This window comes from Thalassobacillus cyri, assembly GCF_900107755.1.
GTDB classification, from domain to species: Bacteria; Bacillota; Bacilli; order Bacillales; family Halobacillaceae; genus Thalassobacillus; species Thalassobacillus cyri.
In genome coordinates, this window is record NZ_FNQR01000017.1 from 20296 (window position 1) to 46526 (window position 26231).

The window sequence follows — 26231 nt, forward strand, 5'->3', positions numbered from 1 at the left end:
GAGCTTACACCTCCTGTTTTTGTTTCTTCTGCTGCTTGACGAACGGCATCAATTCGCGTAATTCACGTCCCACTTTTTCAATTTGATGGTTGTTTTCCAGGTTATTAGTGGCATTGAATTCTGGACGGTTGACCTGGTTTTCCATGATCCAGCCTTTCGCGAATTTACCTGTCTGGATATCGCTTAGCACTTCTTGCATGCGGGCTTTTGTTTCTTCATTGATGACACGCGGTCCGGATACGAAGTCGCCCCATTGTGCTGTGTCGGAAATGGAGTAACGCATGCCTTCAAGTCCGCCTTCATACATCAAATCGACGATCAGTTTCAGTTCGTGCATACATTCGAAGTAAGCGACTTCAGGCTGATAGCCTGCTTCTGTAAGAGTTTCAAAACCGGATTTGACAAGGTTGGAAAGGCCACCGCAAAGGACTGCTTGCTCTCCGAACAGATCTGTTTCCGTTTCTTCCTGGAAGGTTGTTTCCAGTACTCCAGCACGGCCAGCGCCGATGCCTTTCGCGTAGGCAAGTGCCAATTCTTTTGCCTCGCCGGTATAATCCTGTTCAACACCGATTAATGCCGGTACGCCTGCGCCTTCTTCAAAAGTCCGGCGTACCAGGTGTCCTGGTCCTTTTGGAGCGACAAGGAATACATCGACGTCAGCAGGAGGGACGACCTGGTTGAAATGGACATTGAAACCGTGAGCAAAAACAAGTGCGTTTCCTGCCTGCAAATTAGGTTTGATTTGTTCTTCGAAAACTTTCGGCTGGTGTTCGTCTGGCAGTAGCACCATGACAACATCTGCTTCTTCGACTGCTTCCGGTACGGTTTTTACTTCCTGGCCGTCTTGTTCCGCTTTGTCCCAGGACTTACCTTTTCTTAACCCTACCACTACCTGATGTCCGCTTTCTTTCAGGTTTTGTGCATGTGCGTGACCTTGAGAGCCGTAGCCTACAACTGCTACTTTCTTGTTCATCAATACCTCTTCGTTAATGTCGTTGTGATAAAGTACCTTTGCCATGATTAATCATCCTTCCAAATTTGTTTTCATTCATTTATTTATCTTGCTATTGATGGAGATGGAATTCACTCCCTTTCCTGTGGAAAGCGGGTCGTTTCCCTCACCTGATTCTACTTACACGGTAATGGAACCTGGTAAGACATAACCTTGCGTTACTTCAATATTGAGTAGTTTTTCATTTCTGCTACTTGTGGCTGCTGGCCACGAAGGAAGGCTGTAAGCCCAGTCCGTGCCAGTTCTTTTATGCCGTAAGGGCGAAGCAGATCAATCAATGCTTCGATTTTTTCGTGTTTACCTGTAACCTGGACTGTCAGGCTGTCTTTGCTGATATCAATGATTGAAGCCCGGAAAGGCTCGATGATACCCTGGATTTCATTTCTTATCTGTGCGTTGCTAACCACCCTTATGAGAGCTAATTCACTGGCCACAATCGCTTTATCGGTAATGTCTGAAACCTTGAGGACATCAATCTGTTTGTTCAGTTGCTTAGTCAGCTGTTCCAGTTTCCGTTCGTCCTCGACGTCGACGACGAACGTCATTTTTGAAATGCCTTCCGCTTCCGTACGACCGACAGAGATACTTTCGATATTGAACTGACGTTTAGCCAGCAAGCCGGTCACACGGTTCAATACGCCGCTTCGGTTTTGTACGGTGGCTGTTACGATTCTTCTCATGGTTTCACCCCGATCATTTCGTGGATTCCTTTGCCTGGAGCGATCATCGGATAGACGTTTTCCTGCTGCAGCACCCGGCAGTCAACGACGACTGGTTCATCACTAGCCAGTGCATCAGGTAATCTAGCTTTCAGGTCTTGTTGCGATTCGATTTTTATGCCCTGCACATTGTAGCTTTCTGCAAGTTTTACGAAGTCAGGCTGTGTCGCCATCAAGGATTCGGAATAGCGTTTTTCATAAAAGCTTTCCTGCCACTGGCGCACCATTCCTAGCGCCTGGTTGTTGACGATGATCACTTTTACTGGAAGCTTCATTTCCTGAAGAAGCGAAAGCTCCTGCAGCGTCATTTGGAAGCCGCCATCGCCGACGACAGCTACGACTTTATCGTCCGGAGCAGCTAGCTGAGCCCCTATTGCTGCTGGAAAGCCGAACCCCATGGTTCCAAGTCCTCCTGATGTGACCCAGCGGTTCGGTTTTTCCAGCTTGTAGTACTGAGCTGCCCACATTTGGTGCTGGCCGACATCCGTTGTAACAATTGCGTCTCCTTGCGTATAACTGTGGATCTTTTCCATCAGCCATTGCGGTACCATATCGCTATCTGGATTGTTGTACCAGAGCGGATATTCATCCCGATAGTTATCCAGCTTTTTGTACCATTCTTCCGCTGCCGGGGAAGAGACAGTGTTCTTAAGCAAAGCTTCCAATGCTGCCTTGGAGTCGGATACGATCGGTATTTGAGTCGGTACGTTTTTCCCGATTTCCGCTGGGTCGACATCAATATGGGCGACTGTCGCATTAGGAGCGAAATGTTCCAATTTACCAGTTAAACGGTCATCGAAACGGGAACCGATATTGATGAGCAAGTCGCATTCGTACAATGCCATGTTGGCTGCATAGGTACCATGCATCCCAGCCATTCCGAATGAGAGGGAGTGGCTGCCAGGGAAGGTACCGAGCCCGTGTAACGTGTGTACAACAGGGAGGGAATGCTTTTCCGCAAAAGCTTTCAGTTCCTCGGAAGCTCTCCCATGATGGACACCGGCTCCAGCGAGCAATACTGGTTTCTTTGCCTGTGCCATGGCATCTGTCAACTTTTTGATTTGCAGCGGATTCGGTTTCAAATTAGGCTGATAGCCAGGAAGTGAGAAATCCACATTTGGCGGATTTTCATCGACTTCTGTTGAAATATCTTTTGGTATATCGACGACAACTGGGCCAGGACGACCAGTAGATGCAATATGAAAAGCTTCCTTAACGATTCTCGGAAGGTCTGATAGTGCCTGGACCTGATAATTGTGTTTGGTGATCGGGGTAGTTATGCCCATGACATCCGCTTCCTGAAAAGCGTCTGTACCGATGACACCGCGTGCTACCTGACCGGTGAATACGACAACAGGGAGGGAATCCATCATGGCATCAGCGATACCGGTAATCAGATTCGTTGCTCCCGGGCCGGATGTTGCAATGACGACGCCGGGCTTACCTGTAACTCGTGCATATCCCTCAGCAGCATGGATGGAACCTTGTTCATGCCGGGCAAGAACGTGATGGAAAGCATCTCCTGAGCGATATAGGGCGTCGTAAATTGGTAACACGGCACCTCCTGGATATCCGAAAATGGTTTTGACTTCTTCCTGGATCAATGCATCCACGAGCAGGTCCGCACCTGATTTTGGTTTGGTTTGACTTTCGTGGTGCGGCTTCGCTTCTACCTTCATTTTTTAAATCCCTCCTAATTGAAATTTGGGTTTTATAAGCAATGAAAAAAGCCTTTTCCCCCAACTCTTGTTTCCACGTCGAACTATCATGTGGATCAAGAGGGGAGAAAAGACTTTCGCTTTTCACGGTACCACCCTCGTTTACAGTATCTTTGCAAACACTGCCTTGTGAAGCTGCATTTTGAACCAGTACAGCTTCTTTTAGTAACAGGTGCCAGGAAGGCACCCGGCCGGACCTAGTAGAAAATCGTTCAGTCCGACACTCAGGGAGGATGTCGGAATAAGGTGTATTTCCGGGCTTCCAGCAACCCCGGCTCTCTGTGAATACAGTGGCTTATTCCTTTGTTCCCGTCATGGAGTTAACGGTATGGATTTGTCTTTTATCAGCTTACTTGGACTTTCTCTTTTGAGTCATAGACTTTCACGCCATCTTCTGTCGTTAGCTTTCGGAATTCGGAAAGGAGGTGATTGGTGACTTTTCCAGGTTTACGGTTGTTGATTATCCGGGAATCCACTTCATTGACAGCGATAACTTCTGCAGCGGTTCCTGTAAGGAAAACTTCATCTGCTACATAGACATCATGGCGGGTAAATGGCTGTTCCTGCACCTCATAGCCTAATTGCTTCGCTAAATCGATGATTGTGTTTCTCGTAATGCCTTCTAATGCTCCCAGGTATACCGGAGGAGTTTTAATCACTCCATTCTTGACGATGAAGACGTTATCTGCTGATCCTTCCGTGACATAACCTTGGTCATTCAGCATCAAAGCTTCATCGACTCCTGCCTGGTTTGCTTCCATTTTCACTAAAATATTATTCAAATAGTTCAATGATTTCACTTGTGGTGGCAATACATCAGCACGGTTCCTTCGGCTTGCGACCGATGCCAGCCTGACACCTCGTTCATAAAGTTCTTTCGGGAAGAGAGCGAGTGCTTCCGCGATGACTACAATCCGAGGCTCTGAGCACTTATTTGGATCCAATCCGAGATCTCCTGGACCGCGGGATACAACGACGCGAATATAAGCTGTTTCTAACTGATTCTTACGGACAGTCTCGACAATAATGTCCTGGAACTCCTCTTTCGTATAAGGGATATTCAGCATAATGGACTTTGCTGAGTCGTATAACCGGCTAAGATGTTCATCCAATTTGAAGATGTTTCCGCTGTAGACGCGAATACCTTCGAACACCCCATCTCCGTAAAGAAAACCATGATCGTATACAGATACGACTGCGTCTTGTTTCGTGACATATTCGCCGTTGAGGTAAATCCATTGGTTACTCATTCTTTTGCACTCCTCTCTTTAACTAATTAATGTTTAAAATTCATAAAGTATTTTTGTGAAATTTATGAGCCCATCGAAGAAAATATGTGTTTAGTTTGAGGGCCCGGGATATTGTTTCACTTTCTTAATTGATTAGCTTTAAACAACTAATTTTTTTTGAATTTGACGATTACTATACTCCCTTATTTGAAGGTCGTCAACAGGCAAAAAACGAATTTTCTGATAGTTTAGATAAATCAGATAAATAGTAAACGCTTACATTATTGAGATGCCAGCATTTTGATTATTAAAATTTTTTTAAAAAAATTTCGACCAAAGATTTTAAAACGTGGGTGAATGCCTACTCAGAGGGCTGCAGCAGGTTTTGCTTTTTACTGAAACTGGTAAATCTGAGGTTCAAAAAAATAAAAAAACTTCCAATCGCAAAGATTGGAAGTTTTCCTGTCGGTGGGAATAAAGCAGGTGATCATCACAATAGGGGAGATATTCACCTGGTTCGTTTACCTCGTTGGTTCCATGGCTTGAAATTCATGCTGCCAAGGTAGGAGGATGGAGTATAGGAGTTAGGACGGGGCCGTGGATCAGCTTTTGATGCAGCTGGCTTCCAATTCAAATACCGGTAAAGGTTCTTTTTGGCTCGTGAAAGCGACAGCCGGGGCTTAGGGTTACGATAGTTCTGGTCTAGTTTTCCTAAGTGTCGAACCCCCTGAAAATCCTTCTTCTGGGCGGGGATATGAAAATAATAATTGGCAACCTGAATCAGCAAAGTGGAATGTTGCTGGCTTAGTTTTGGATGATCTGAATAGTGTAAACCAACTTTTTTTGCACGATTATGCTTCAGAAGCTTTTGGATGGTGTGCTTTTTTAAGTCATATAATTCTTTTGGATCCGGAGCGGTTTTTGCATGCCGGTTAATGATGAATAAAGACTCAGCAAGTTCCTGGTCGGTAAGCGTGTGTTTTTCTTTCATTCCACGCACTCCTTTCTTTTGTATTTTATTATCCATAAACAGAAAGGCGCACAAAGTGGTGCGCCTTAGGAAACAATAAAAATTCATTGCTTATGGACAACTTATAGCAGTGAGCTGCATCCAGCTCCAGCGCCTACCCCCTCGAGGTCTTAAGTCAAGCCTCTCTGTGACAGAGAACGTCAAGGCGAGGCTTGACTTAAGACCTCGAGGGGGTGAGCAAGGCGCTTGCGCTTTTGTATATTTATTGAATTTTCTTTAAATCTTCAAGGATATCTTTCATTGAGTCTGCTTGTGTCCCTTTATAATGTTTGATCACTTCACCTTCCGGGTTTACGAGATAAAAGCGTGTTCCATGGCTCATCTGGTCAGAATCTGGAACATCTTCGAGCATGGATTGGAATGATTTGATGGAAAGCTCGCGCACTTCTTTAAATTCATACCCTGTTAAAAAGTCCCAGTTGTCAGAATTCGCCGAGAACTTGTCTCCGAATTCTGTCAGTGCTTCTGGGGTGTCGTTTTCTGGATCGACACTGAAGGAAACGAGTTGCACATCTGTAATATTTTCATCTTCCATCATCGTTTGAAGACGGGCCATATTAGCGGTCATCGGTGGACATACCGTATCGCAGTTGGTGAAAATGAAATCCGCTATCCAATATTGACCTTTATAGTCTTCCAGGCTTCTTTTTTCGCCATCCTGGTTAACCGCAGAAAATTCCTGCACGTCACGTGACATGTTGCTTTCGATTTCCTGGCTGCAAGCTGACAGGAATAGCAACACGGCGAAAAAGGGGATTGCCAACGTATAAATTTTTTTCATCTTTGTAACCTCCAGCATTGTTGCTTGGAATTAGGTGAATTTTCTTCCTTTGTTATTCCGACATTAATTGTAACACGAAGGGTGGAGGGTTTCTATTGCTTGCAGACTTGTCACAAAAATGTCGAAACTCACAATTAAGAATTAGTGAGTGTATGGAGTGTGATTTCTGGTTTACACAAAAAGCGGTAGGGGAGCCGTGTGGTACCGAGTCCCCGGCTTACGTATAATTCAAGTCCACCGATGGTATGGCGTCCTTCTACATATTTTTCAGCATGGGGAGGGGTGACCAGGTAGCCGATGAAAGGAATCTGAATCTGGCCTCCATGACTATGACCGGACAATTGCACATCGACAGGGTAGGCGGCTGCATGATCGGCATAATCAGGTTCATGCACCATTAATAATACAAATTCCCGTTCATATACTTCTTCAAGCGTCTTAGCCATATCTGGTTTACCCAGCATAATATCGTCTACCCCGGCCAGGATGAACGAATCCTGGCCTTTTTTTATGGCGGTATTTTCATTTTTTAATAACTTGAATCCACTTTGATCCATTTTCTTTTTGACGACATCGGTTCCGTAACCCCCATGATCATGGTTGCCATAAATCCAAAACTTGCCGTTTGGTGCATGCAGTTTCTTCAAGACTTCTACAATTCTGCCATCCCATTCATAGGCGTTCGGTTTATCGACAAGATCGCCGGTAAAAAGGATTAAATCTGGTTCAAGCCCATTGATTCGGTCAACTACTTTCTCTAATTGTTCCAGACTATAGTGAAATCCGACATGGGTATCAGAAAATTGCACGACTTTAAAGTTCTGGAAACTATCGGGTATTTTTACATTTCGAATCGTTTCTTCCTGAATCGTTAACATATCCGGTTCCATATATCTGGCATAGTAATAGGTTCCGCCGCTCAATCCGAATAAGGCAAGCAGGCTTCCTAGTGTTCGTTTAATAAAACTTCGCCGGTTCATTCTCATATCGATTTCCTTTCTACTGCATGTACGTTCCATAGAACGACAAAAAGGTTTTCGTTCAGTCTAGGTTATTATAGCATGCGGGCTGATATGTGCTAGATTTAACTCGAAAATGAAAATAGATTGATATATTTTGAAAAATGAACAGGAATTCAGTTTTTTAATATGGAATAGATACATAGTGAAGGAGGAGTTGTAATGGAAGGTCAAGTAGTGATAGTAACAGGCGGTTCCAGCGGCATGGGAAAATACATGGCGAAAAAGTTCGTCCAGGAAGGCGCAAATGTGGTCATAACCGGACGTAATGAAGAACGGCTGGAAGCGGCAAAGCAGGAAATCAGCGGGGAAGATCCCGCTCAAGTATTAACGATTGTGATGGATGTAAGAAAAATGGAAGATGCAGAGCGTATGGTAATGGAAACAGAGTCTGCATTCGGAAGAATTGATCATTTAGTCAACAATGCGGCGGGCAACTTTATCGCTCCGGCAGAGAAGCTATCCGCAAATGGTTGGAAAACCGTTATCGATATCGTATTGAATGGCACGTTCTATTGTAGTCACGCAGTCGGGAACTATTGGATTGAAAATGATACCAAGGGTTCTATTCTGAATATGGTCGCCACTTATGCATGGAATGCAGGGGCAGGAGTCATTCATTCAGCTGCTGCAAAAGCCGGTGTTCTTAGCATGACGCGGACGCTTGCTGTCGAATGGGGTTCGAAATATGGAATCCGGGTTAACGCCATCGCCCCGGGACCAATCGAACGGACCGGAGGCGCTGATAAACTGTTCGAATCGGAAGCAGCTGCCAAGCGGACACTTCAATCAGTTCCGCTGCGAAGACTTGGTACACCTGAGGAAATAGCCGACCTCGCCCATTTTATCTTGTCAGAGAAAGCCTCTTATATGAATGGCGAAGTCGTCACCCTCGACGGTGGTCAATGGCTCAACCAATTCCCTTTTTAACTCTAACTCTATACATTGGGAAGTCAGTTGAATTTCAATGTTGATTTTTCATATAAGCCCCCTTTAATTGAAGACACAGTTTCGAGACTTTAGCCACCATACAAGGATTATAATCTCGAAACGCCTATCAAGAATAGTATGCTTTTGGAACAGAAAGCACATTCAAATTAGCATTGTAGTGCAGGAGCTGAAAGAATACATGGACTACTACAACCATGAAAGAATCAAATCCAGGTTAACTGGCATGAGTCCCGTCAAATACGGGAACGTGCCCAGTTAACTGCTGGAATTATAGAGTGTCCAATATTAAAGGGGTCATTTCAATAGCCCGAGGAAGCTCGCCAGGTCCCCCGCAGGAAAGCGAATCCTTCCCCAACGACCTAAACTCCCTCAAACATCTGGAAATCAAGTCTTCGACTTTACGACCCTAAAGTTGAATTAGTCTGTTATGAAAAAATAAGCAACAACGTTTAGCACAGCATTGAAAAAAGACAACAGAGGGCATAGTAAAGAAGCTATGCTCACTGTTGTCTTTTTAGTGTAGCTGGTAGAAATAGTGTGAGTGTATATTCTATTGGATATAAAAGAAAATCGTGAAGAAGTGGAAAATCGAGCCGCCCAGGACGAACAGGTGCCATACCATATGGTGGAACGGAAAGCTCCGCCAGACATAGAAGATACTTCCGATTGAGTACAGTACCCCGCCGACTACAAGGTAGGTAATCCCTTTAGCTGGCAGTTCGGAAGTTAAAGGACCCCAGGCTAATATGATCAGCCAACCCATCAGAATATAGAACAAGGTCGATAGCATCACGAATCGTTTGACAAAAAATACTTTGAAGACGATTCCGAGAATGGCAATTCCCCAAACGATGCCGAACAACGTCCATCCTAATGTCCCTCTTAAAGGAACCAGCATGATAGGTGTATATGTTCCGGCAATAAATAGATAGATCGCGGAGTGGTCGAAAATTTCAAAGAGATCTTTCATCTTTCCTTTTGGAAATCCGTGACAGAGAGTGGAAGACACATACATGAGTACCATAGTAGCACCATATATGGCGACTGAGACAATGTGCCACGGATTCCCTTCCATACCGGCATATACAAGCAGCAGGACGAGTGCAGCTACACTAAGTATAGCTCCGATCCCATGTGTAATCGTATTGGCAATTTCTTCCGGTTTCGTAAACGTGTGAGTAGTCATTTTTAAAGGACATCTCCTTAATTTCAATCAATTTTCTATCAATTATCTCATCTTTTGTCCGTTATGGCTAGAGACTCACCCAACCTCATCGTTTATCATAAGCTATGAAAAAGGGTGTTCGTATGTTTTATAAATGTCCGAAATGTTGTTTGCTTTATAGGGAGCCGGGGTATTGTGATAAATGTAATAAAATTACATTAGTCGAAATCACCATTAATGTAGAAAAAGAAAACCTTCGCCAGAATTACAAAGAGATGTCAGACATGTGAAATTATAAGTTTTCTGTGCCAAATTAGTTTTTGCTTTGCTGGATTATGTTAAAATAATGGAGGTAGCATATTTCGTGGCCTAAAAGTCTACACATGAAAAGCGTGATTTAAGGCTTTGGTAAAGGAAAGTTTAGTTTGCTTTGTGCTGTGCATACTCTGTATACTCCTTCAACTGTTGGATGATAAGGGAGTGTTGAAAAAATGATTAATGTACCAAACGATCAGTTGATACAAACGACAGTAAATGAACTTATGATACCTGCCGATAAAGTTGCACACGTCCAGGTTGGCAATCCATTAGAGCATGCTTTATTGGTTTTGGTAAAGACAGGTTATTCTGCGGTGCCTGTACTGGATCCTGCCTACATGCTTAAAGGGACGATCAGCAAGGCGGCAATCATTGAACAAACATTAGGAATCGAACAATTCGAATTTGACAACCTCTCAGAGATGTGTGTCAATACCGTAATGAAAACAGATATTCCCACACTTCACAAGGAAGATTCGTTTGAAAAAGCGTTAAAGTCTGTCATTGATAATCCATTTGTATGCGTAGCCGATGAAGAAGGTTCTTTTGATGGCATTTTGACGCGAAGGGCTATTTTAAAGCAGTTGAATCGATATCTGCACACACAAACACACCTCTTTCGAGACAAAGTGGAGAGGTAAAACAAAGGTATAGGGATTAGCGGGGCTCGACTCTCCCATGGGTCAGCCCCTCTTTTATATAAAATAAAAAAGAGAAGGGGTTTTATGGAAGAACCGGTTATACATAAAAAAAAGCTTAAACGACCACTGGTATTAGCATCAATCATGCTCGCGATGTTTCTGGCTGCGATTGAGGCTACGATTGTCTCCACTGCTATGCCGAGTATCGTAGCTGATTTAGGCGGGTTCAGTTTATATAGTTGGGTGTTTTCAGCCTACTTATTGACAAATGCTGCTACGGTGCTAATTTTCGGTAAGCTGTCTGATATTTTCGGCAGGAAGCCGATTTTTATGATTGGAATTTCCGTTTTCCTGCTAGGTTCTACACTTAGCGGGTTTGCTGTCTCGATGGAAATGTTGATTTTCGCCCGGTTGATCCAGGGACTTGGAGCTGGCGCACTGATGCCGATTGCGACAACGATTGTCGGTGATATCTATACGAAGGAAGAACGTGCTAATATCCAGGGATACCTGTCCAGTGTCTGGGGTATTTCTGCTGTTACCGGACCAGCGCTCGGGGGCTTTTTCGTAGACGTACTAAGCTGGCCATATGTGTTCTGGATGAATATTCCTTTAGGGTTGCTGGCGATGGCCGGCATCATCATTTTCTTTCATGAAGACCTGGACAAGACAGATAGGAAAATCGACTATGGCGGTGCCGTGTTTATGTTCATCGCCGTCAGTACGTTAATGTTGATCCTCGTAGAAGGAGGGGTGAGGATCGCCTGGGATTCCCAGTTGATGCTGTTACTCTCTGGTCTGTCGCTCATCGGGTTCATCCTGTTTTTCTTACAGGAAACAAGGGTAAGTGCTCCGATGATGCCATTTGAAATCTGGAAGCATCGTTCGATATCTGTCGCAAACATCACTTCATTAACGACAGGAATGATTTTGATCGGGGTGTCCAGTTATCTGCCGGCATTTGTCCAGGGTGTAATGGAAAAGCCTGCCATCATAGCCGGGTTCACCTTGACAACCATGTCGATCGGCTGGCCGATTTCATCTGCATTAGCGGGTAAACTGCTGCTGCGGATCGGATTTCGGACAACTTCTCTGATCGGCGGCGTTTCATTAATTATTGGTGGCATCTTTTTCTTTTTATTATCACCGGAAAAAGGACCAGTGTGGGCAGCCACTGGCTCATTCTTCATCGGTGTCGGGATGGGACTGTCGACGACATCCTTCATCGTTTCGATTCAAAGCACGGTCGACTGGAAAACAAGGGGAATCGCAACAGCTTCTAACATGTTCATGCGTTCGTTAGGAAGCGCCGTAGGAGCCGCATTACTTGGAGGAATGCTCAACAGCAGAATTCAGTCTGCCATCAACGAAGCGGATCTCGACAAGGAATTAAATGTCGATTCTACCAACTTGCTGCTGGATGCGGAAAAACGGGACGATCTTTCACCGAACGCACTGGAGGTATTACAGGATGCTTTGACATCCGGGCTGCATCTCGTTTATTTGGGGCTGCTGGTCCTGGCAATCATCAGTTTCTTACTGATTACTCTTTTGCCGAAAGGGGAAAAGAGCAGGCTGAAGAAATGATAGAGATAGACGTGAAATTCTTGTCACAAGGATTTCACTTTGATAAAGTAAATGAAGCAGTATGCTACATACCATAAAGGAGGAATAGTCATTATGAAACAAATGGATGCCAACGAAATTATTTCGTTTATTTCTAATAGTACCAAGTCAACTCCAGTCAAGGTTTACTTGAAAGGGGAAAACTTGAAGAGCATCGACTTCGGGGAAAGCGTCCAGGATTTTGTCGAAGAAAAAAGCGGTGTCCTGTTCGGTGAATGGAAAGACATCGAACAGCTTCTTGAAAATAACAAAGATGCCATTGCGGATTATGTAGTGGAAAATGATCGCAGAAACTCTGCTATTCCGTTGCTTGACTTGAAAAATATTAATGCTCGAATTGAACCAGGAGCCGTTATTCGCGACCAGGTAGAAATTGGTGATGGCTGTGTCATCATGATGGGTTCCATGATCAATATCGGATCGGTAGTCGGTGAGGGAACGATGATTGATATGAACGTTGTACTTGGCGGTCGTGCTACGGTCGGTAAAAACTGCCACATCGGTGCAGGTGCTGTTCTTGCCGGTGTCATTGAGCCACCATCCGCAAGCCCGGTAGTCATTGAAGACGGGGTAGTCATCGGTGCAAACGCAGTTATCCTTGAAGGCGTAACTGTAGGCGAAGGATCTGTCGTAGCGGCAGGATCGATCGTAACAGAAGATGTACCACCGAATACGCTTGTGGCAGGTACACCAGCGAAAAAAATCAAAGACATTGATGATCAAACGAAATCCAAAACAGAAATCAAGCAGGAATTGCGTAAACTGGATAACTGATCAATCATTGGAGGCCTTGCTTTTGCAGGGCCTTTTCTATAAGAAAATCTCTATTTAAACTTCATGTTGATTTTACAGTCAAGCTCCCTTTTCCAGAATACTCAGTTTCGAGGCTTATGGGGGAGAAGATGGTGGGTGGGAAAACGGATCGCTTTCCGTGGGCAGTGGTGAGGCAAACGGAAACCCTACAGATTTGCAGTTCACAAATGACTAAAGAAGTTCTTACAAAAGTGGCTAATTACTTTCTGTACCACAAGTTTTAGCAAAAATCTTAAGAGGAGTTTTTATGTATACACCTTCTTTCTCATCATACCTGGGTCCGTTAATCTCAATAACAGATGGGCTGCGGGGAAACGGTGAGACTCCCGTGGGAGAAGGATTTAGGCAAGACCCCGGAAGACGAAGTCTAAGGAGGCTTGCCAGTTCCCCCACAGGAAAGCGAACCGTTTCCCAGCCGCCCTTCCTCCTGCTCGGCAACGGACCTAAAGCATCTCGAAATAAAGTCTTCGACTTTCCGGTTTGATAGTTGAATGAGTCCCTTACGAAAAATTAACAATTACGTTTAATAGAGCCATAAGGAAAAAGAGGTGAGAAAGCTTGGATAGAAAACAACTCCAAACAATTAGAAGAGAGCTGCACCAGATCCCTGAGTTGGGGTTTGAAGAGTTCAAAACGCAACAGTATCTCTTAGATGAAATTGGGAGAATGCCACAGGAGCATATCGAAATAAAAACATGGCGAACAGGCATTTTGGTTTTTGTCAAAGGTAAGCATCCGTCCAAAACCATTGGCTACCGTGCGGATATTGATGGGCTGCCGATTACAGAGAAAACAGGTTTTGATTTCCACTCCCGCCATAAAGGGAAAATGCATGCCTGCGGTCATGATTTTCATATGACTATAGCGCTGGGTGCCTTGTCACGATTAGCCGGGAACCCGGCACAAGATAACTGTCTATTCATTTTCCAGCCGGCAGAGGAAGGGCCGGGAGGAGCCAAGCCGTTACTGGAAAGTGAAGAATTTCAATTCTGGCGTCCGGACGTCATTTTTGCTTTGCACATCGCCCCTGATTTACCGGTCGGCACTGTCTCCTCCCGGAAAGGTCTGTTGTTCGCCAACACCAGTGAATTGTTCATCGATCTGAAAGGGAAGGGAGGGCATGCCGCTTATCCTCATCACACCCATGATATGGTGGTTGCTGCCAGCTATTTTGTCACACAGCTTCAGCAAATTGTGGCACGAAGAGTCGACCCTTTGGACAGCGCAGTCGTGACCATCGGCAAAATAACAGGTGGAACCGTACAGAACGTGATTGCTGAACACGCCAGGTTAGAAGGTACAATCCGGACAATGTCCCCGAAGGCGATGGAAGAAGTGAAGGAGAATATCGAAAGGCTGGCAAAAGGTCTGGAACTTGGCCATGATTGTGAGGTCTCCATTGATTATGGTGCAAATTATCATCAGGTCTATAATGACGGGAACCATGTCGAATCCTTCCGTAGGGTTGTTGCAGAACTGAAAGACGTTGACTTTCAAGAAGCTCCATCAGCGATGACTGGAGAGGACTTCGGCTATATGCTGAAAGAAATACCCGGGTTTATGTTTTGGCTTGGAGTGGAATCAGAATATGGACTTCACCACGCCAGGCTGACACCAGATGAACAAGCTCTGACCACCGGAGTGGATACCGTAGAAGCTATGATAAGAGGCTGGTAAGTGATCTTCAGTCTGCATACCTCTTTGTACGTTGGTAACAATAGGGAAGTAGATATTACCCTATTCAAGGAGGATGACGACAATGAGTAAAATTGCAGTAGAAGAAAGTTTGTCAGACATCAGTTCTGCTTTACAGCAAAAAGGGTATGATGTAATAACCCTGAAAAATGAGCAGGACGTACAAGGATGTGACTGCTGTGTCATTTCCGGTCAGGATAAAAACGTCATGGGGATGGCGGATGCTTCAACACAACAGTCGGTAATCAATGCCGATGGGTCTACGGCAGAAGAAGTCTGCCAACAGGTAGAACAGCGTTTGCGCTGACAGGAGGGGCTATAACGCCCCGTTACATAGTTGCTAGAGGAGAGATTGGATGGAAATCACATTAAAGCTTTTGGCAGTTGCCTTGCTAATTATTTTGACCGCGTTTTTCGTCGCAAGTGAGTTTGCAATCGTCAAGGTCAGAAAAACAAAGATGGAAGCAAGGGCAGCTGCAGGGGATAAAAAAGCGGAAAGTGTTTTGCGGCTGACAAATAACTTAGACTACTACTTATCGGCGTGTCAGCTTGGCATCACGATCACAGCCTTAGGTTTAGGTTGGCTCGGGGAACCTACTCTGGTCGTGCTCATTGACCCGTTGATAGAAGGGTTTGAGCTACCCGCCGGAATCAGTCATGCCATTTCGTTTGGTATCGCTTTTTTTGTTATTACCTTTTTACATGTGGTTTTAGGAGAACTTGCTCCAAAGACAGTTGCCATCCAAAAAGCGGAAGCAATCACGCTCGTTTTAGCAAAGCCATTGATCCTCTATAGTAAAATGATGTACCCATTGATCTGGCTCCTGAACGGATCTGCCAATGTGCTGGTCCGTATGTTCGGTCTACATGCGGCAAAAGAGTCTGAAGAGGTACACTCCGAAGAAGAACTGCGGCATATTCTATCAGAAAGTTACCAAAAAGGGGAAATCAACCGCTCCGAATTCACATATGTGGATCGAATCTTCGAATTCGATAACCGGACTGCAAAAGAGATCATGATTCCTCGGACTGAAGTCGCTGTCATTGATATCAATGATTCCATCAAAGCGATCAGCAGGTATATCCATCAGGAACGATTCACAAGGTACCCGGTCATCGATGGTGATAAAGATCATATTTTAGGAGTCATCCATCTGAAGGAATTATTCTACAGTGATTTTGAAGAGTTGGATACCTTAGATCCGTTTATCCGACCTGCTTTCAAAGTGTTTGAAAACGTCCCTATCCACGATTTGTTAGTGCGAATGCAAAAAGAGCGGACACACCTGGCTGTCTTGATTGACGAGTATGGTGGTACCTCCGGAATTGTCACGATAGAAGATATCATTGAAGAGATTGTCGGGGAGATCCGTGATGAATTCGACCATGAAGAAGAGCGGGCGATCAAACGATTGAAAAATGGACACTTTCTTGTGGAAGGCAAAGTATCCATCCAGGACATGAATGAATATTTCGATCTTGACCTTGATAACGAAGATTATGACACCATAGCCGGATTCATATATACCAATGACATTGACGCAGCAGAAGGAACAGAGGTCACGCATGGCAGCTACCATTTCAAAATCGTCGACATGGTTAATGGACAAATCAGAAAAGTGGAAGTATGGAAAGATTAACAGAGATGCCCGGGCAAGCACCCGGGCATCCTTTTTAACTTAATGAGACAAAATCGGGATGTTAAGTGACAAAAGTGAAATCTTACGAGATATAATTTGCAGAACTGAGACAAAGCGGCCGTGCCATAATACTTAAGCTTCCGCTCCATATTTCTTCTCCACATATACTTGATGAGGGAACGGGATTTCAATACCTGCTTCGTCCAGAGCTTCTTTCATTGCTCTCCGTAGATCCCTTTCTACAGCCCATTGCTCCATATTAGCTGTCCTGCCGAGAACGCGCAAGACGACATCAGAAGACCCAAGACTCTGCACCCCTAAAACGTCCGGACCTTCTTTGATCCGTTCATCCGTGATGGAAAACTCATCACAGACACGCTGCAGGACGGTGAGTGCTTCCTCGATATTTTCATCATAGGCAATACCGATATCGATCATCGCACGCATATTGCCGCGGGAGTGGTTACTGACGCCTGAAATTTCCCGGTTGGGTATATAATGCAGGGTACCATCAAAACCTCTTAACTTCGTGGTTCGCAGCCCTACTTCCTCAACCACACCGTCATACCCAGCTGCTGTCACATAGTCATCAACGTCTACTTGGCGTTCGATCAAAATGAAGAAACCAGTAACGATGTCGCTGACAAGTCCCTGGGCACCGAAACCGATGGCCAGGCCGACGATACCGGCCCCGGCGAGCAAAGGACCGATTGGAATCCCGATCATTTCCAGCAGCATGACAACGAACACGAACATCAATATATAAGAAAAAATGTTGACACATAATCGTTCCAGGGTCTTTGTCCGTGCTTCTGGAATTTTGCGATGTTTACTTATTTTGTTGATCGCTCCACTGATCGCCCTGCGCCCGATTGGAGATATGATGGCGAATATGATAATCAGCACCAGAACTTTAAGTCCTACCGATATCAGCAGTTCAGTAAACTCTGCCAGGTTGAATTCAAAACCTTCTTCAAACAAATTCATAATAACAACTCCTATTCAAATAAAATCCCATGTACTAGAATAGCGGATTTTGTCAGAAATTATCAAATCAAACGGGTGATTGTCATATGCCAGAGTTAAAATGAGGAGGAGGGTTAGATGTAAAGCCTATCATTTTACTTTCATCATTCATTAATGTTTAATGAGAATGTGTAAGGGTTATATTATTGGGGCATGCTTGATTGTGAAAGTCAAAAATGCTAGATTAAATTTATTATAATTTGATATTGACTTTAAAAAAGCTGCTCGTTATAATATAACTTGTGAGTGATTATTACAAATTAATTTATTAATTTTGGAGGGATTTTCATGGCAGAACGTATGGTAGCAAAACAAGCTCCGCGCTTTGAAATGGACGCGGTACTTCCGAACAAAGAATTCGGAAAAGTATCTTTAGAGGAAAACATGAAGAATGACAAATGGACAGTGCTTTTCTTCTATCCAATGGACTTCACATTCGTATGTCCTACAGAAATCACTGCAGTATCTGATCGTTTCGATGAATTCGAAGATCTTGATACAGAAGTAGTGGGCGTATCTACAGATACTATCCACACCCACTTAGCCTGGATCAACACTTCCCGTGACGACAATGGCCTGGGTGACCTAGCTTACCCATTGGCTGCTGACACTAACCATAAAGTCGCTCAAGACTATGGTGTGCTAATCGAAGATGAAGGTGTAGCACTTCGCGGCCTATTCATCATCAGCCCAGAAGGCGAATTGATGTATCAGGTAGTCAACCACAACAACATTGGTCGTGACGTTGACGAAACACTTCGTGTACTTCAAGCACTTCAAACTGGCGGACTTTGCCCTGCAAACTGGAAGCCAGGTCAAGAGACTCTATAATCGAGTCATAAAAGGACAAGCTATTCACAAGGGTCTAACTACATGTTAGACCCTTTTATATCTACGGCAATTGTTCATGTACATTAATGAAGGAGGAATTAGCATGCGTTTAAGAGAACCGATGCCAGAGCTGCAAGGCGCAACCGAATGGTTGAATGGGGAAGTTTCTAAAAGTGATCTATTAGGAAATAAACCGACATTGATCCATTTCTGGTCTGTCAGCTGCGGCCTATGTAAAGAAGCAATGCCGAATGTCAATGAATTTCGTGAAGAATATAAAGACGATTTGAACGTGGTTGCTGTTCATATGCCACGCTCTGAAAAAGACCTTGATTTGGATAAAATAAAAGAAGTGGCAGCTGAGCATGACATTACACAGCCGATTTTCGTAGACAATAAACACGCACTTACTGATGCCTTTGAAAATCAATATGTACCTGCCTACTATGTATTTGATGAAGAAGGCAACTTGCGTCACTTCCAGGCAGGGGGCGGCGGTATGAAAATGCTCCGCAAGCGTGTCAACCGTGTCCTTGGCGTTAAAGATAAATAAGAGTTATCTGAACCACCAGTTGAAGCTGGTGGTTTTTTTATACTTAACTTTGTTAAAGGGTTAAAGTATAAGAATCACTTAGGCTTTCGACATAAGGACTTGGCGATATGCCAAGTTTTTCTAATGATAAAATCCACCTGCCATGAACAGTAGTATTACCCACTTTTACATCACTTTCCAACATAAAATTTAGCAGTAGAATTTTTAAAAAATTAGCTCAAAAAGGTGGATATTTATTTCGTAACCCGATATATTTATAATTACGTAAAAATTTTACAGAAAGAGGAGGGAGACATTTGGATACCTTCAAAAAGCTGAAAGAGTTCTACTGGCCTTATAAAAAGTTTTTCTTCTGGTCGCTGTTGTTTTTATTCTTTGTGACAGCAATCACCGTGGTATATCCAATCATTTTGAAAATTACGATCGATGATGTCGTAGCAGATGAACGTTATAACCTGATCCCTTACCTGGGAGGAGCCTTCATCATCCTGATGGCTATCAAAGGGATTGCCACATACTTACATCAATACTTAGGTGATTTATTTGGAATAACCTCTGTCTATAAATTGAGAGATGAGCTTTATAAAAAATTGCAGCGTCTCCCGTTCAAGTACTATGACAATGCAAAAACAGGAGATTTGATGTCCCGTCTGACAGCAGATGTGGAAGGTTTTCGTTTTTTCCTTTCCTTCGGTATTGCCGAGCTGATCCGTATCACCTTATTGATTGTCATCAGTCTCAGCGTCATGTTCTATTTCTCTGTACCATTAGCGCTTGTGACAATGGCGGCCATGCCATTTCTGGCTGTTGTCGTTTTTCAGTTCGATAAACGTGTCCATCCAGCTTTCCGGGGGATTCGTAAATCGTTCGGAAAACTGAATACACGCGTGCAGGAAAATATCAGCGGGATGACAACAGTCAAATCGCTGTCAAGGGAAGGCTTTGAAATTGGCAGATTCTCGGACCGGAACCAGGACTACCGGCAGAATTACCTGACAACCGCCAATATTTGGGCGAAGTATTTCCCATTGATGGAGTTCATCGGAAATGTTTCCGTCGTCGCATTGCTGGCTTACGGAGGAAGAATGGTCGTCAACGGCCAGCTTGGCCTCGGTGAACTAGTCGCATTTTTCAGTCTGGTATGGTACATCCTTGGCCCATTGATGAACCTCGGCTTTGTCATCAACCTATTTTCTCAATCGAAAGCTTCCGGTGAACGTCTCCTTGAAATCTTGGAAGCCAAAGAAGATATTCAGGAAAAAGAAGACCCGATAACCCTGAAGCGTTTGAACGGGCATGTCACTTTCCAGGATGTCACACTCACCTACACGGAAGATGATGATTCGGCATTGAAACATATCAGTTTTGACGCCCCTCCAGGCAAGGTGATTGGTTTGATCGGGGCGACCGGTTCCGGAAAAACGAGTATCACTCAGTTGATCACCCGTTTCTATGAACCGGAACAAGGAGAAGTCCTGATCGATAGCAAACCGGTTGATCATTATTCCTTAAAAACATTGAGACGCAATATCGGATTCGTTCTGCAGGAATCGTTCCTGTTTTCGACAACGATCAAGGAAAATATCGCTTATGGAAACCCGGATGCTACACCGGAAGAAGTGATCGATGCTGCCAAGCGGGCACAGGCCCATGAGTTTATCATGGATATGCCTGACGGTTATGATACCTTGCTCGGTGAGCGCGGCATGGGCCTATCCGGTGGACAGAAGCAGCGGATCGCAATAGCACGGGCCATTCTCATCGACCCGAGTATCCTCGTATTAGATGATGCGACTTCTGCTGTCGATATGGAAACCGAATTCAAAATCCAAAAAGCGTTGAAGGAAGTGATGGAAGGCAGAACGACCTTCATCATCGCTCACCGTATCTCTTCCTTGAAACATGCCGATGAAATTCTGGTACTGGAAGATGGAGAAGTGAAAGAACGTGGAACCCACGACTTCCTGCTTTCCAATGGCGGTCCATATCAGCGGATTTATGATATTCAATACCAGGATAAAGAACAAATTATGAACGCATCCAATATTTGAAATAGAAAAGGGGGGAGTCACCTTGGCACGAAGGCAAAAAAAGAAGCCACAAGAAAATAAACACTTGAACCGTTTCCATTACACCATTGATCAGGCGATTGAGAAACCGTTCAACTGGGAACAGATGGTCCGGTTAATGAAATATTTGAAACCATACGCAAAAACCCTATTACCGGCAGCGATCATCGCCATGCTGGTATCGACAATCATCCGATTGGTGGTACCAATCTTAATAGGTAAAGTAGCCATTGATATTGCTATCGCAAACCAGGATGTCAACATGCTGATCCAACTGGTTGTCGGAATCGGTATCCTTTACTTGTTCAGTTATCTCGGAAATGTGTTCCGGATCAAATGGGTAAACATCCTCGGGCAAAACGTCATTTACGATTTGCGCCAGCATTTGTTTTCCCATGTTCAGCGACTATCCCACCGGTTCTTTGACTCACGGTCAGCTGGTTCAATACTAGTCCGGATCATGAATGACATCAATTCTTTGCAGGAGCTGTTCACGAATGGAATCATCAATCTACTGATGGACATCGTGACATTGCTGGGCATCATCATCATTTTGTTCGTGCTTAGTCCGAAGCTGGCATTGGCAATCATGGTCATCCTGCCGATCATGTTCTATATTTCTACTAAACTTCGCCGGAATATTCGCCGCTCCTGGCAGCGGGTGAGAATCCAACAATCCCGCTTGAATTCTCATTTGAATGAAAGCATCCAGGGCATCCGCATTACCCAGTCGTTTTCACAGGAAAAAGAAAACGCTGAGTTCTTTGATGGTGTCAATACCGATAGTTTTGAAGCTTGGCGCAATGCCACGAAAAAAAGTGCCATGTTTCGTCCGTTTGTTGAAATGAGTAACGCGATCGGAACGGTTATCCTTATCTCTTATGGGGCGTGGCTTATCATCCAGGGCCCTGCGAACGGGGGGATTGAAGTTGGTACCTTTGTCTCCTTTGCATTTTTCCTGGGAATGTTCTGGGAACCGATTTCACGTCTCGGACAGATGTATAACCAGTTGTTGATGGCGATGGCGGCATCGGAGCGAATATTTGAGTTTCTCGACGAGCAGCCGAATGTGGCTGAGAAGCCTGATGCGAAAGGTTTAAAGCAAATCAAAGGCCACATCGAATTCGATCGCGTCCAGTTTTCTTATGATGAAAAAAGGATCGCCTTACACGAAATATCACTGGAGATGAAGCAAGGCCAGACAGTCGCACTGGTCGGTCATACTGGTTCTGGTAAATCTACCATTGCCAATCTAATTAGTCGTTTCTATGACCCTACCAAAGGTGCTGTGAAAATTGATGGAACCGACCTTCGGGATGTGACCATTGACAGTGTCCGTCAGCAAATCAGTGTCGTCCTTCAGGATACCTTCATTTTTTCCGGTACCATCATGGAAAATATCCGGTTCGGCCGCCCGGATGCGGGCGATGAGGAAGTCATCGATGCTGCGAAGGTCGTAGGTGCAGACGAATTCATCCAACGGCTTTCCGAAGGCTATCAAACCGAAGTGGAAGAGAGAGGAAACGTCCTTTCGGCAGGGGAACGTCAATTGTTGTCCTTCGCACGCGCCTTGCTTGCAGATCCGCGAATTCTTATCTTAGATGAAGCGACAGCAAGCATCGATACAGAAACCGAGGTGAAAATTCAATCCGCACTCCGCAGGTTGTTGAAAGGAAGGACGGCGATCATTATCGCTCACCGTCTGTCTACGATCCGGGAAGCGGATAACATCATCGTTCTTGAGCATGGTAAAATCCTCGAGCAAGGAAGTCATGATGAACTGATGGAGCAAAAAGGGGAATATTACGACTTAGTCAAAACACAATTCCAGATGCTCGACGCCATATAGAAATAGCAAAACACGCTTGGATTTTGATATCCAAGCGTTTTTGCATGGTCTGGTAAAAATTAAGTACCGTTTGTGGAACATTAGTTTCAAAAGGCAAGACTCCCACTAATTTAAGCCGCAGAGGTTTTTCTTTAGACATATCCCCAATAAATAGTATAAGATAAAATTATCAGTAAGTATGTGAAGTCTGTCACAAAATAGTCGTTATTTTAATAGAATTAAAACGATTTCACGTATTATACTAGTCTTAGTATTTTTTAGGGTAGAGTAACCATAGAAAGGTATTTATTGTTACATGGGGAGGGAACGTGTTTGTTTGAATTAGATAATGTTCTGCTGAGCAGGTTATTGACTTCGTTGACGCTTGGCTTTCATATCATTTTTGCCACTATCGGGGTAGGCGTCCCATTGATGATCTCCATCGCGGAGTTTATGGGAATCAAAAAGAAAGATCCGAACTATACATTATTGGCCCGTCGCTGGACAAGAGGATTCATCATCCTTGTTGCAGTCGGGGTTGTGACGGGCACGGCTATCGGATTGCAATTATCTTTATTATGGCCAAGCTTTATGCAGGTGGCGGGAAATGTCATCAGTTTGCCGTTATTCCTGGAAACATTCGCATTCTTTTTTGAAGCGATTTTTTTAGGTGCATATTTATATACTTGGGACAGATTCAAAAACCCGATTTATCACTGGTTATTATCTATTCCAGTGGTTATTGGAGCCGGGATGTCCGCATTTTTCATCACTACAGTGAATGCGTTCATGAATACGCCGCAAGGATTCGAATTCAAGGATGGGGCGCTCGTTAATGTCGAGCCGCTTGTCGCCATGTTCAACCCGGCGACACCGACAAAAGTATTCCATGTGCTTTCCACTGCTCATTTAACTTCCGCAGCGATTCTCGCTGCGATTACAGCTTTTTATATCATTAGAAATAAAAACAGTGATTACCATAAGAAAGCACTAAAACTCACGGTAGGTTCGATTTTCATTTTCGCCTTGCTGACAGCGGTGGCTGGCGACTTATCCGCTAAATTCCTGGCTCATGAGCAGCCGGAAAAACTGGCGGTCGCCGAATGGCATTTTGAAACGGAAGAGGGGGCGGATCTGATCCTGTTCGGCCATCTTAATGAAGAGAATGAAGTGGAAAATGCCCTCCGGCTGCCAAATGCGCTGAGCTTTTTAGCTACGGGTGATTTCAATGGGAAAGTGGTCGGCTTGGACCAGTTTCCTGAAGATGAAATCGCACCATTTTGGGTCCACTATATGTTCGACCTGATGGTTCTGATCGGCTTTTATTCCCTGGGCGTCTCCTTGCTGTATTTGATTGTTGCTAAAATAAAAAAATGGAATGAAAACAATAAATTGCTGCTGTGGCTGATTTTCCTCAATGGCCCATTGGCGATGCTGGCAATCGAATTCGGCTGGATCTATGCTGAGGTCGGGCGTCAGCCATGGATTCTACGCGGATACATGAAAGTGGCAGAAGGCGCCACGACATCCCCTAATGTCGGCTGGATGCTGTTGTTATTCATTCTCCTGTATACGGTATTAGGAATTGGTGTCATCACTGTGCTGCGCAAATTGTTTAAGAACAACCCGGCAGAATCGGAACTGGAACGTCACTATCCAGATTTTAAAACTGAAGGGGAGGAGCGCTGATGGCATACGAACTGATTGGAATAACAGTCTTGTGGATCTTTTTATACGGTTATTTAATCGTAGCCTCTATCGACTTCGGGGCAGGTTTCTTTGCTTATTATGCAAAAATTACCAAAAAAAACCACTTGATCAACAAATTGATATCCCGCTATTTGTCACCTGTTTGGGAAGTGACTAACGTATTTTTCGTTTTCTTCTTCGTCGGTCTGGTCGGTTTTTTCCCGGATTCAGCGTACTATTTCGGGCAAACCTTGCTGGTACCGGGAAGTATCGCAATCGTATTAATTGCTATCCGTGGCTCTTTCTACGCTTTTGAAAATTACGGGTCAAAACAAAGCAGTGTCTACTTATTCTTGTACGGTGCGACCGGCCTGCTGATTCCTGCTTCCTTGTCTACTGCCCTTACTATTTCCGAGGGAGGATTCATCGAAGAAACTTCAGAGGGCGTCCATCTCCTTACCGGGGCACTATTGAAAAGCCCTTACTCCTGGAGTGTTGTATTTCTTGCGATCGTATCCGTACTCTATATCAGCTCGGCATTCTTAAGCTTTTATGCACACCGTGCTGATGACAGGGGAGCATTGGATTTAGTACGGAAGTACGCACTATTTTGGAGTTCTCCAACCATCATTGCGAGTTTGACGACATTCATTGCGATGAGTCAGCATAACCAGGAGCACTTCAATCGCATGATGGAATTATGGTGGGTATTCGGACTGTCTGTAGGATTTTTCATGATCGCTATCTTTTTAATCTATCAAGGAAAATACTATGGATGGGCTTTCATAGCGGTAATGTTTCAATTCCTGACTGCCTTTTTCGGTTATGGAGCTTCCCATTTGCCTTACCTGCTTTATCCTTATGTGACTCTCTCAGAAGGAGTGGTCAATGACGCCATGGGGCTTGCGCTAGTCATCGCCTTCATTGCGGGATTGTTCCTTCTAATTCCATCGCTTGTATTGTTGATGAGAATGTTCCTGTTTGATGCCGATTATGTAAAAGGTAAAAAATAAACACACACAGCCCCCAAGCAAGCGGGGGCTGTTTTTTACACTGTCTAAGTAAGTAATTATGTATAATCTTTTGTAACGGGCTGCATCCAGCACCAGCACCAGCGCTTGCGCTTTATGTTTTTTGTCGTACGTTAGCCGGAATTATGATAAAATTACTTCTATCTGATGTCAGCAAAAATGGAGGATTCGAGATGAAAAAGGAATATGCAGTCATAGGTTTGGGCCGTTTTGGCGGAAGTATCTGCCGGGAACTGAGCCAGGAGGGGCTGGAGGTATTAGCGATCGACCTGGATGAAGATAAGGTCAATGAGTACAAAGAAATCGCTTCCCATGCTGTTATTGCCGATTCTACGGACGAAACAGTGTTAAGGGAGCTTGGAATCCGGAACATCGATCATGTTATCGTTGCCATTGGTGACAATATCCAGGCGAGCCTGTTGACCACTGTCATACTAGAAGAGCTCGGAATTAAAAAAATAACCGTGAAAGCTCAAAATGATTACCATGAAAAAATATTAAGCAAAATCGGGGCAGACCATGTGATCCACCCGGAACGTGACATGGGTAAACGAATTGCTCATAATATCATGTCCAATAATATATTAGATTACATTGAGCTCTCGGATGATCACAGTGTAGTCGAGGTTAAAGCAGGAAGTAAGATGAGCGGCCAATCACTCGTCGATCTAGACATCCGCGCCCAATATGGATGTAACGTGGTGGCCATCAAGCGTCAGAAAGATGTCATCGTTTCTCCAATGGCAACCGAAATGATCCAGGAGGGCGACATATTGATTGTCATCGGCGCAGACAAAGATATCTCCCGGTTCGAGAAAAACCTTGTGGTAGAAGATGATTGATTTAG

The 26231-nt window shown here is 44.4% G+C and carries 24 protein-coding genes; 15 read left to right on the plus strand and 9 right to left on the minus strand.

Annotation, left to right across the window (positions count from 1 at the left end; genetic code table 11):
- Nucleotides 1-4 precede the first annotated feature (4 nt).
- The 7 genes from ilvC to BLV00_RS17000 form a co-directional block, all read right to left on the minus strand.
- The gene (gene ilvC, locus BLV00_RS16970) at nt 5-1018 is read right to left on the minus strand and encodes a ketol-acid reductoisomerase (protein WP_093046156.1); all 1014 of its coding nucleotides are present in this window, start codon (nt 1016-1018) and stop codon (nt 5-7) included.
- A 152-nt stretch (nt 1019-1170) separates the two neighbouring features.
- Complete coding sequence (ilvN, locus tag BLV00_RS16975) at nt 1171-1692, minus strand: acetolactate synthase small subunit (protein WP_062445571.1); 522 nt, start codon at nt 1690-1692, stop codon at nt 1171-1173.
- On the minus strand, nt 1689-3410 hold the full coding sequence (gene ilvB / locus BLV00_RS16980; protein WP_093046157.1) for an acetolactate synthase large subunit: 1722 nt from the start codon (nt 3408-3410) through the stop codon (nt 1689-1691). Before ilvB ends, ilvN begins: the two co-directional genes overlap by 4 nt.
- A 383-nt stretch (nt 3411-3793) precedes the next feature.
- Nucleotides 3794-4699 carry a branched-chain-amino-acid transaminase gene (gene ilvE, locus BLV00_RS16985; RefSeq protein WP_093046158.1) on the minus strand — a complete coding sequence of 302 codons (906 nt, stop codon included), beginning with the start codon at nt 4697-4699 and terminating at the stop codon, nt 3794-3796.
- A 487-nt stretch (nt 4700-5186) separates the two neighbouring features.
- Nucleotides 5187-5669, minus strand: coding sequence for a YkyB family protein (locus tag BLV00_RS16990; protein WP_093046159.1), 483 nt, complete (start codon nt 5667-5669; stop codon nt 5187-5189).
- A 241-nt stretch (nt 5670-5910) separates the two neighbouring features.
- On the minus strand, nt 5911-6489 hold the full coding sequence (locus BLV00_RS16995; protein WP_093046160.1) for an SCO family protein: 579 nt from the start codon (nt 6487-6489) through the stop codon (nt 5911-5913).
- A 134-nt stretch (nt 6490-6623) separates the two neighbouring features.
- Nucleotides 6624-7508 carry a metallophosphoesterase gene (locus BLV00_RS17000; protein ID WP_245729002.1) on the minus strand — a complete coding sequence of 295 codons (885 nt, stop codon included), beginning with the start codon at nt 7506-7508 and terminating at the stop codon, nt 6624-6626.
- Nucleotides 7509-7670: 162 nt separating this feature from the next.
- Between BLV00_RS17000 and fadH the strand changes: the two genes are divergently transcribed.
- Nucleotides 7671-8438 (plus strand): 2,4-dienoyl-CoA reductase, encoded by a 768-nt coding sequence (gene fadH, locus BLV00_RS17005; RefSeq protein WP_093046161.1) that lies wholly within the window; start codon nt 7671-7673, stop codon nt 8436-8438.
- A gap of 67 nt (nt 8439-8505) precedes the next feature.
- Nucleotides 8506-8718 (plus strand): IS3 family transposase, encoded by a 213-nt coding sequence (locus BLV00_RS22590; protein ID WP_093046162.1) that lies wholly within the window; start codon nt 8506-8508, stop codon nt 8716-8718.
- Between the two features lie 291 nt (nt 8719-9009).
- On the opposite strand, the gene trhA is transcribed toward BLV00_RS22590, so the two are convergent.
- Complete coding sequence (trhA, locus tag BLV00_RS17015; RefSeq protein ID WP_093046163.1) at nt 9010-9645, minus strand: PAQR family membrane homeostasis protein TrhA; 636 nt, start codon at nt 9643-9645, stop codon at nt 9010-9012.
- 470 nt (nt 9646-10115) lie between these two features.
- Between trhA and cbpB the strand changes: the two genes are divergently transcribed.
- The 6 genes from cbpB (at nt 10116) to BLV00_RS17050 (ending at nt 16357) form a co-directional block, all read left to right on the plus strand.
- A complete protein-coding gene (gene cbpB / locus BLV00_RS17020; RefSeq protein WP_093046164.1) occupies nt 10116-10583 on the plus strand; it encodes a cyclic-di-AMP-binding protein CbpB in 468 nt (155 codons plus the stop codon).
- Nucleotides 10584-10667: 84 nt separating this feature from the next.
- Nucleotides 10668-12170 (plus strand): MDR family MFS transporter, encoded by a 1503-nt coding sequence (locus tag BLV00_RS17025; protein WP_093046165.1) that lies wholly within the window; start codon nt 10668-10670, stop codon nt 12168-12170.
- Nucleotides 12171-12263: 93 nt separating this feature from the next.
- Complete coding sequence (dapD, locus tag BLV00_RS17030) at nt 12264-12983, plus strand: 2,3,4,5-tetrahydropyridine-2,6-dicarboxylate N-acetyltransferase (protein ID WP_093046166.1); 720 nt, start codon at nt 12264-12266, stop codon at nt 12981-12983.
- 597 nt (nt 12984-13580) lie between these two features.
- Complete coding sequence (locus BLV00_RS17040) at nt 13581-14699, plus strand: N-acetyldiaminopimelate deacetylase (protein WP_093046168.1); 1119 nt, start codon at nt 13581-13583, stop codon at nt 14697-14699.
- An 82-nt stretch (nt 14700-14781) separates the two neighbouring features.
- Complete coding sequence (locus BLV00_RS17045; protein ID WP_093046169.1) at nt 14782-15024, plus strand: YkuS family protein; 243 nt, start codon at nt 14782-14784, stop codon at nt 15022-15024.
- Between the two features lie 49 nt (nt 15025-15073).
- Entirely contained in the window at nt 15074-16357 is a 1284-nt protein-coding gene (locus tag BLV00_RS17050; RefSeq protein ID WP_093046170.1) for a hemolysin family protein, read from the plus strand.
- Nucleotides 16358-16489: 132 nt separating this feature from the next.
- Here the strand turns inward: BLV00_RS17050 and BLV00_RS17055 are convergent, their stop codons facing one another.
- Nucleotides 16490-17344, minus strand: coding sequence for a mechanosensitive ion channel family protein (locus BLV00_RS17055; protein WP_093046171.1), 855 nt, complete (start codon nt 17342-17344; stop codon nt 16490-16492).
- A 327-nt stretch (nt 17345-17671) separates the two neighbouring features.
- On the opposite strand from BLV00_RS17055, the gene BLV00_RS17060 reads away from it, so the two are divergent.
- From BLV00_RS17060 to BLV00_RS17090, 7 genes are all read left to right on the plus strand, one after another.
- Nucleotides 17672-18214 carry a peroxiredoxin gene (locus BLV00_RS17060; RefSeq protein WP_093046172.1) on the plus strand — a complete coding sequence of 181 codons (543 nt, stop codon included), beginning with the start codon at nt 17672-17674 and terminating at the stop codon, nt 18212-18214.
- 103 nt (nt 18215-18317) lie between these two features.
- A complete protein-coding gene (locus BLV00_RS17065) occupies nt 18318-18767 on the plus strand; it encodes a redoxin domain-containing protein (protein ID WP_093046173.1) in 450 nt (149 codons plus the stop codon).
- A 296-nt stretch (nt 18768-19063) separates the two neighbouring features.
- The gene (locus BLV00_RS17070; RefSeq protein WP_093046174.1) at nt 19064-20818 is read left to right on the plus strand and encodes an ABC transporter ATP-binding protein; all 1755 of its coding nucleotides are present in this window, start codon (nt 19064-19066) and stop codon (nt 20816-20818) included.
- Nucleotides 20819-20840: 22 nt separating this feature from the next.
- Complete coding sequence (locus BLV00_RS17075; protein WP_093046175.1) at nt 20841-22685, plus strand: ABC transporter ATP-binding protein; 1845 nt, start codon at nt 20841-20843, stop codon at nt 22683-22685.
- 312 nt (nt 22686-22997) lie between these two features.
- The gene (locus tag BLV00_RS17080; protein ID WP_093046176.1) at nt 22998-24353 is read left to right on the plus strand and encodes a cytochrome ubiquinol oxidase subunit I; all 1356 of its coding nucleotides are present in this window, start codon (nt 22998-23000) and stop codon (nt 24351-24353) included.
- A complete protein-coding gene (locus BLV00_RS17085) occupies nt 24353-25366 on the plus strand; it encodes a cytochrome d ubiquinol oxidase subunit II (protein ID WP_176791675.1) in 1014 nt (337 codons plus the stop codon). The genes BLV00_RS17080 and BLV00_RS17085 overlap by 1 nt, the downstream gene beginning before the upstream one ends.
- Before the next feature lie 191 nt (nt 25367-25557).
- Nucleotides 25558-26226 carry a potassium channel family protein gene (locus BLV00_RS17090; RefSeq protein ID WP_093046178.1) on the plus strand — a complete coding sequence of 223 codons (669 nt, stop codon included), beginning with the start codon at nt 25558-25560 and terminating at the stop codon, nt 26224-26226.
- Nucleotides 26227-26231: the final 5 nt, after the last annotated feature.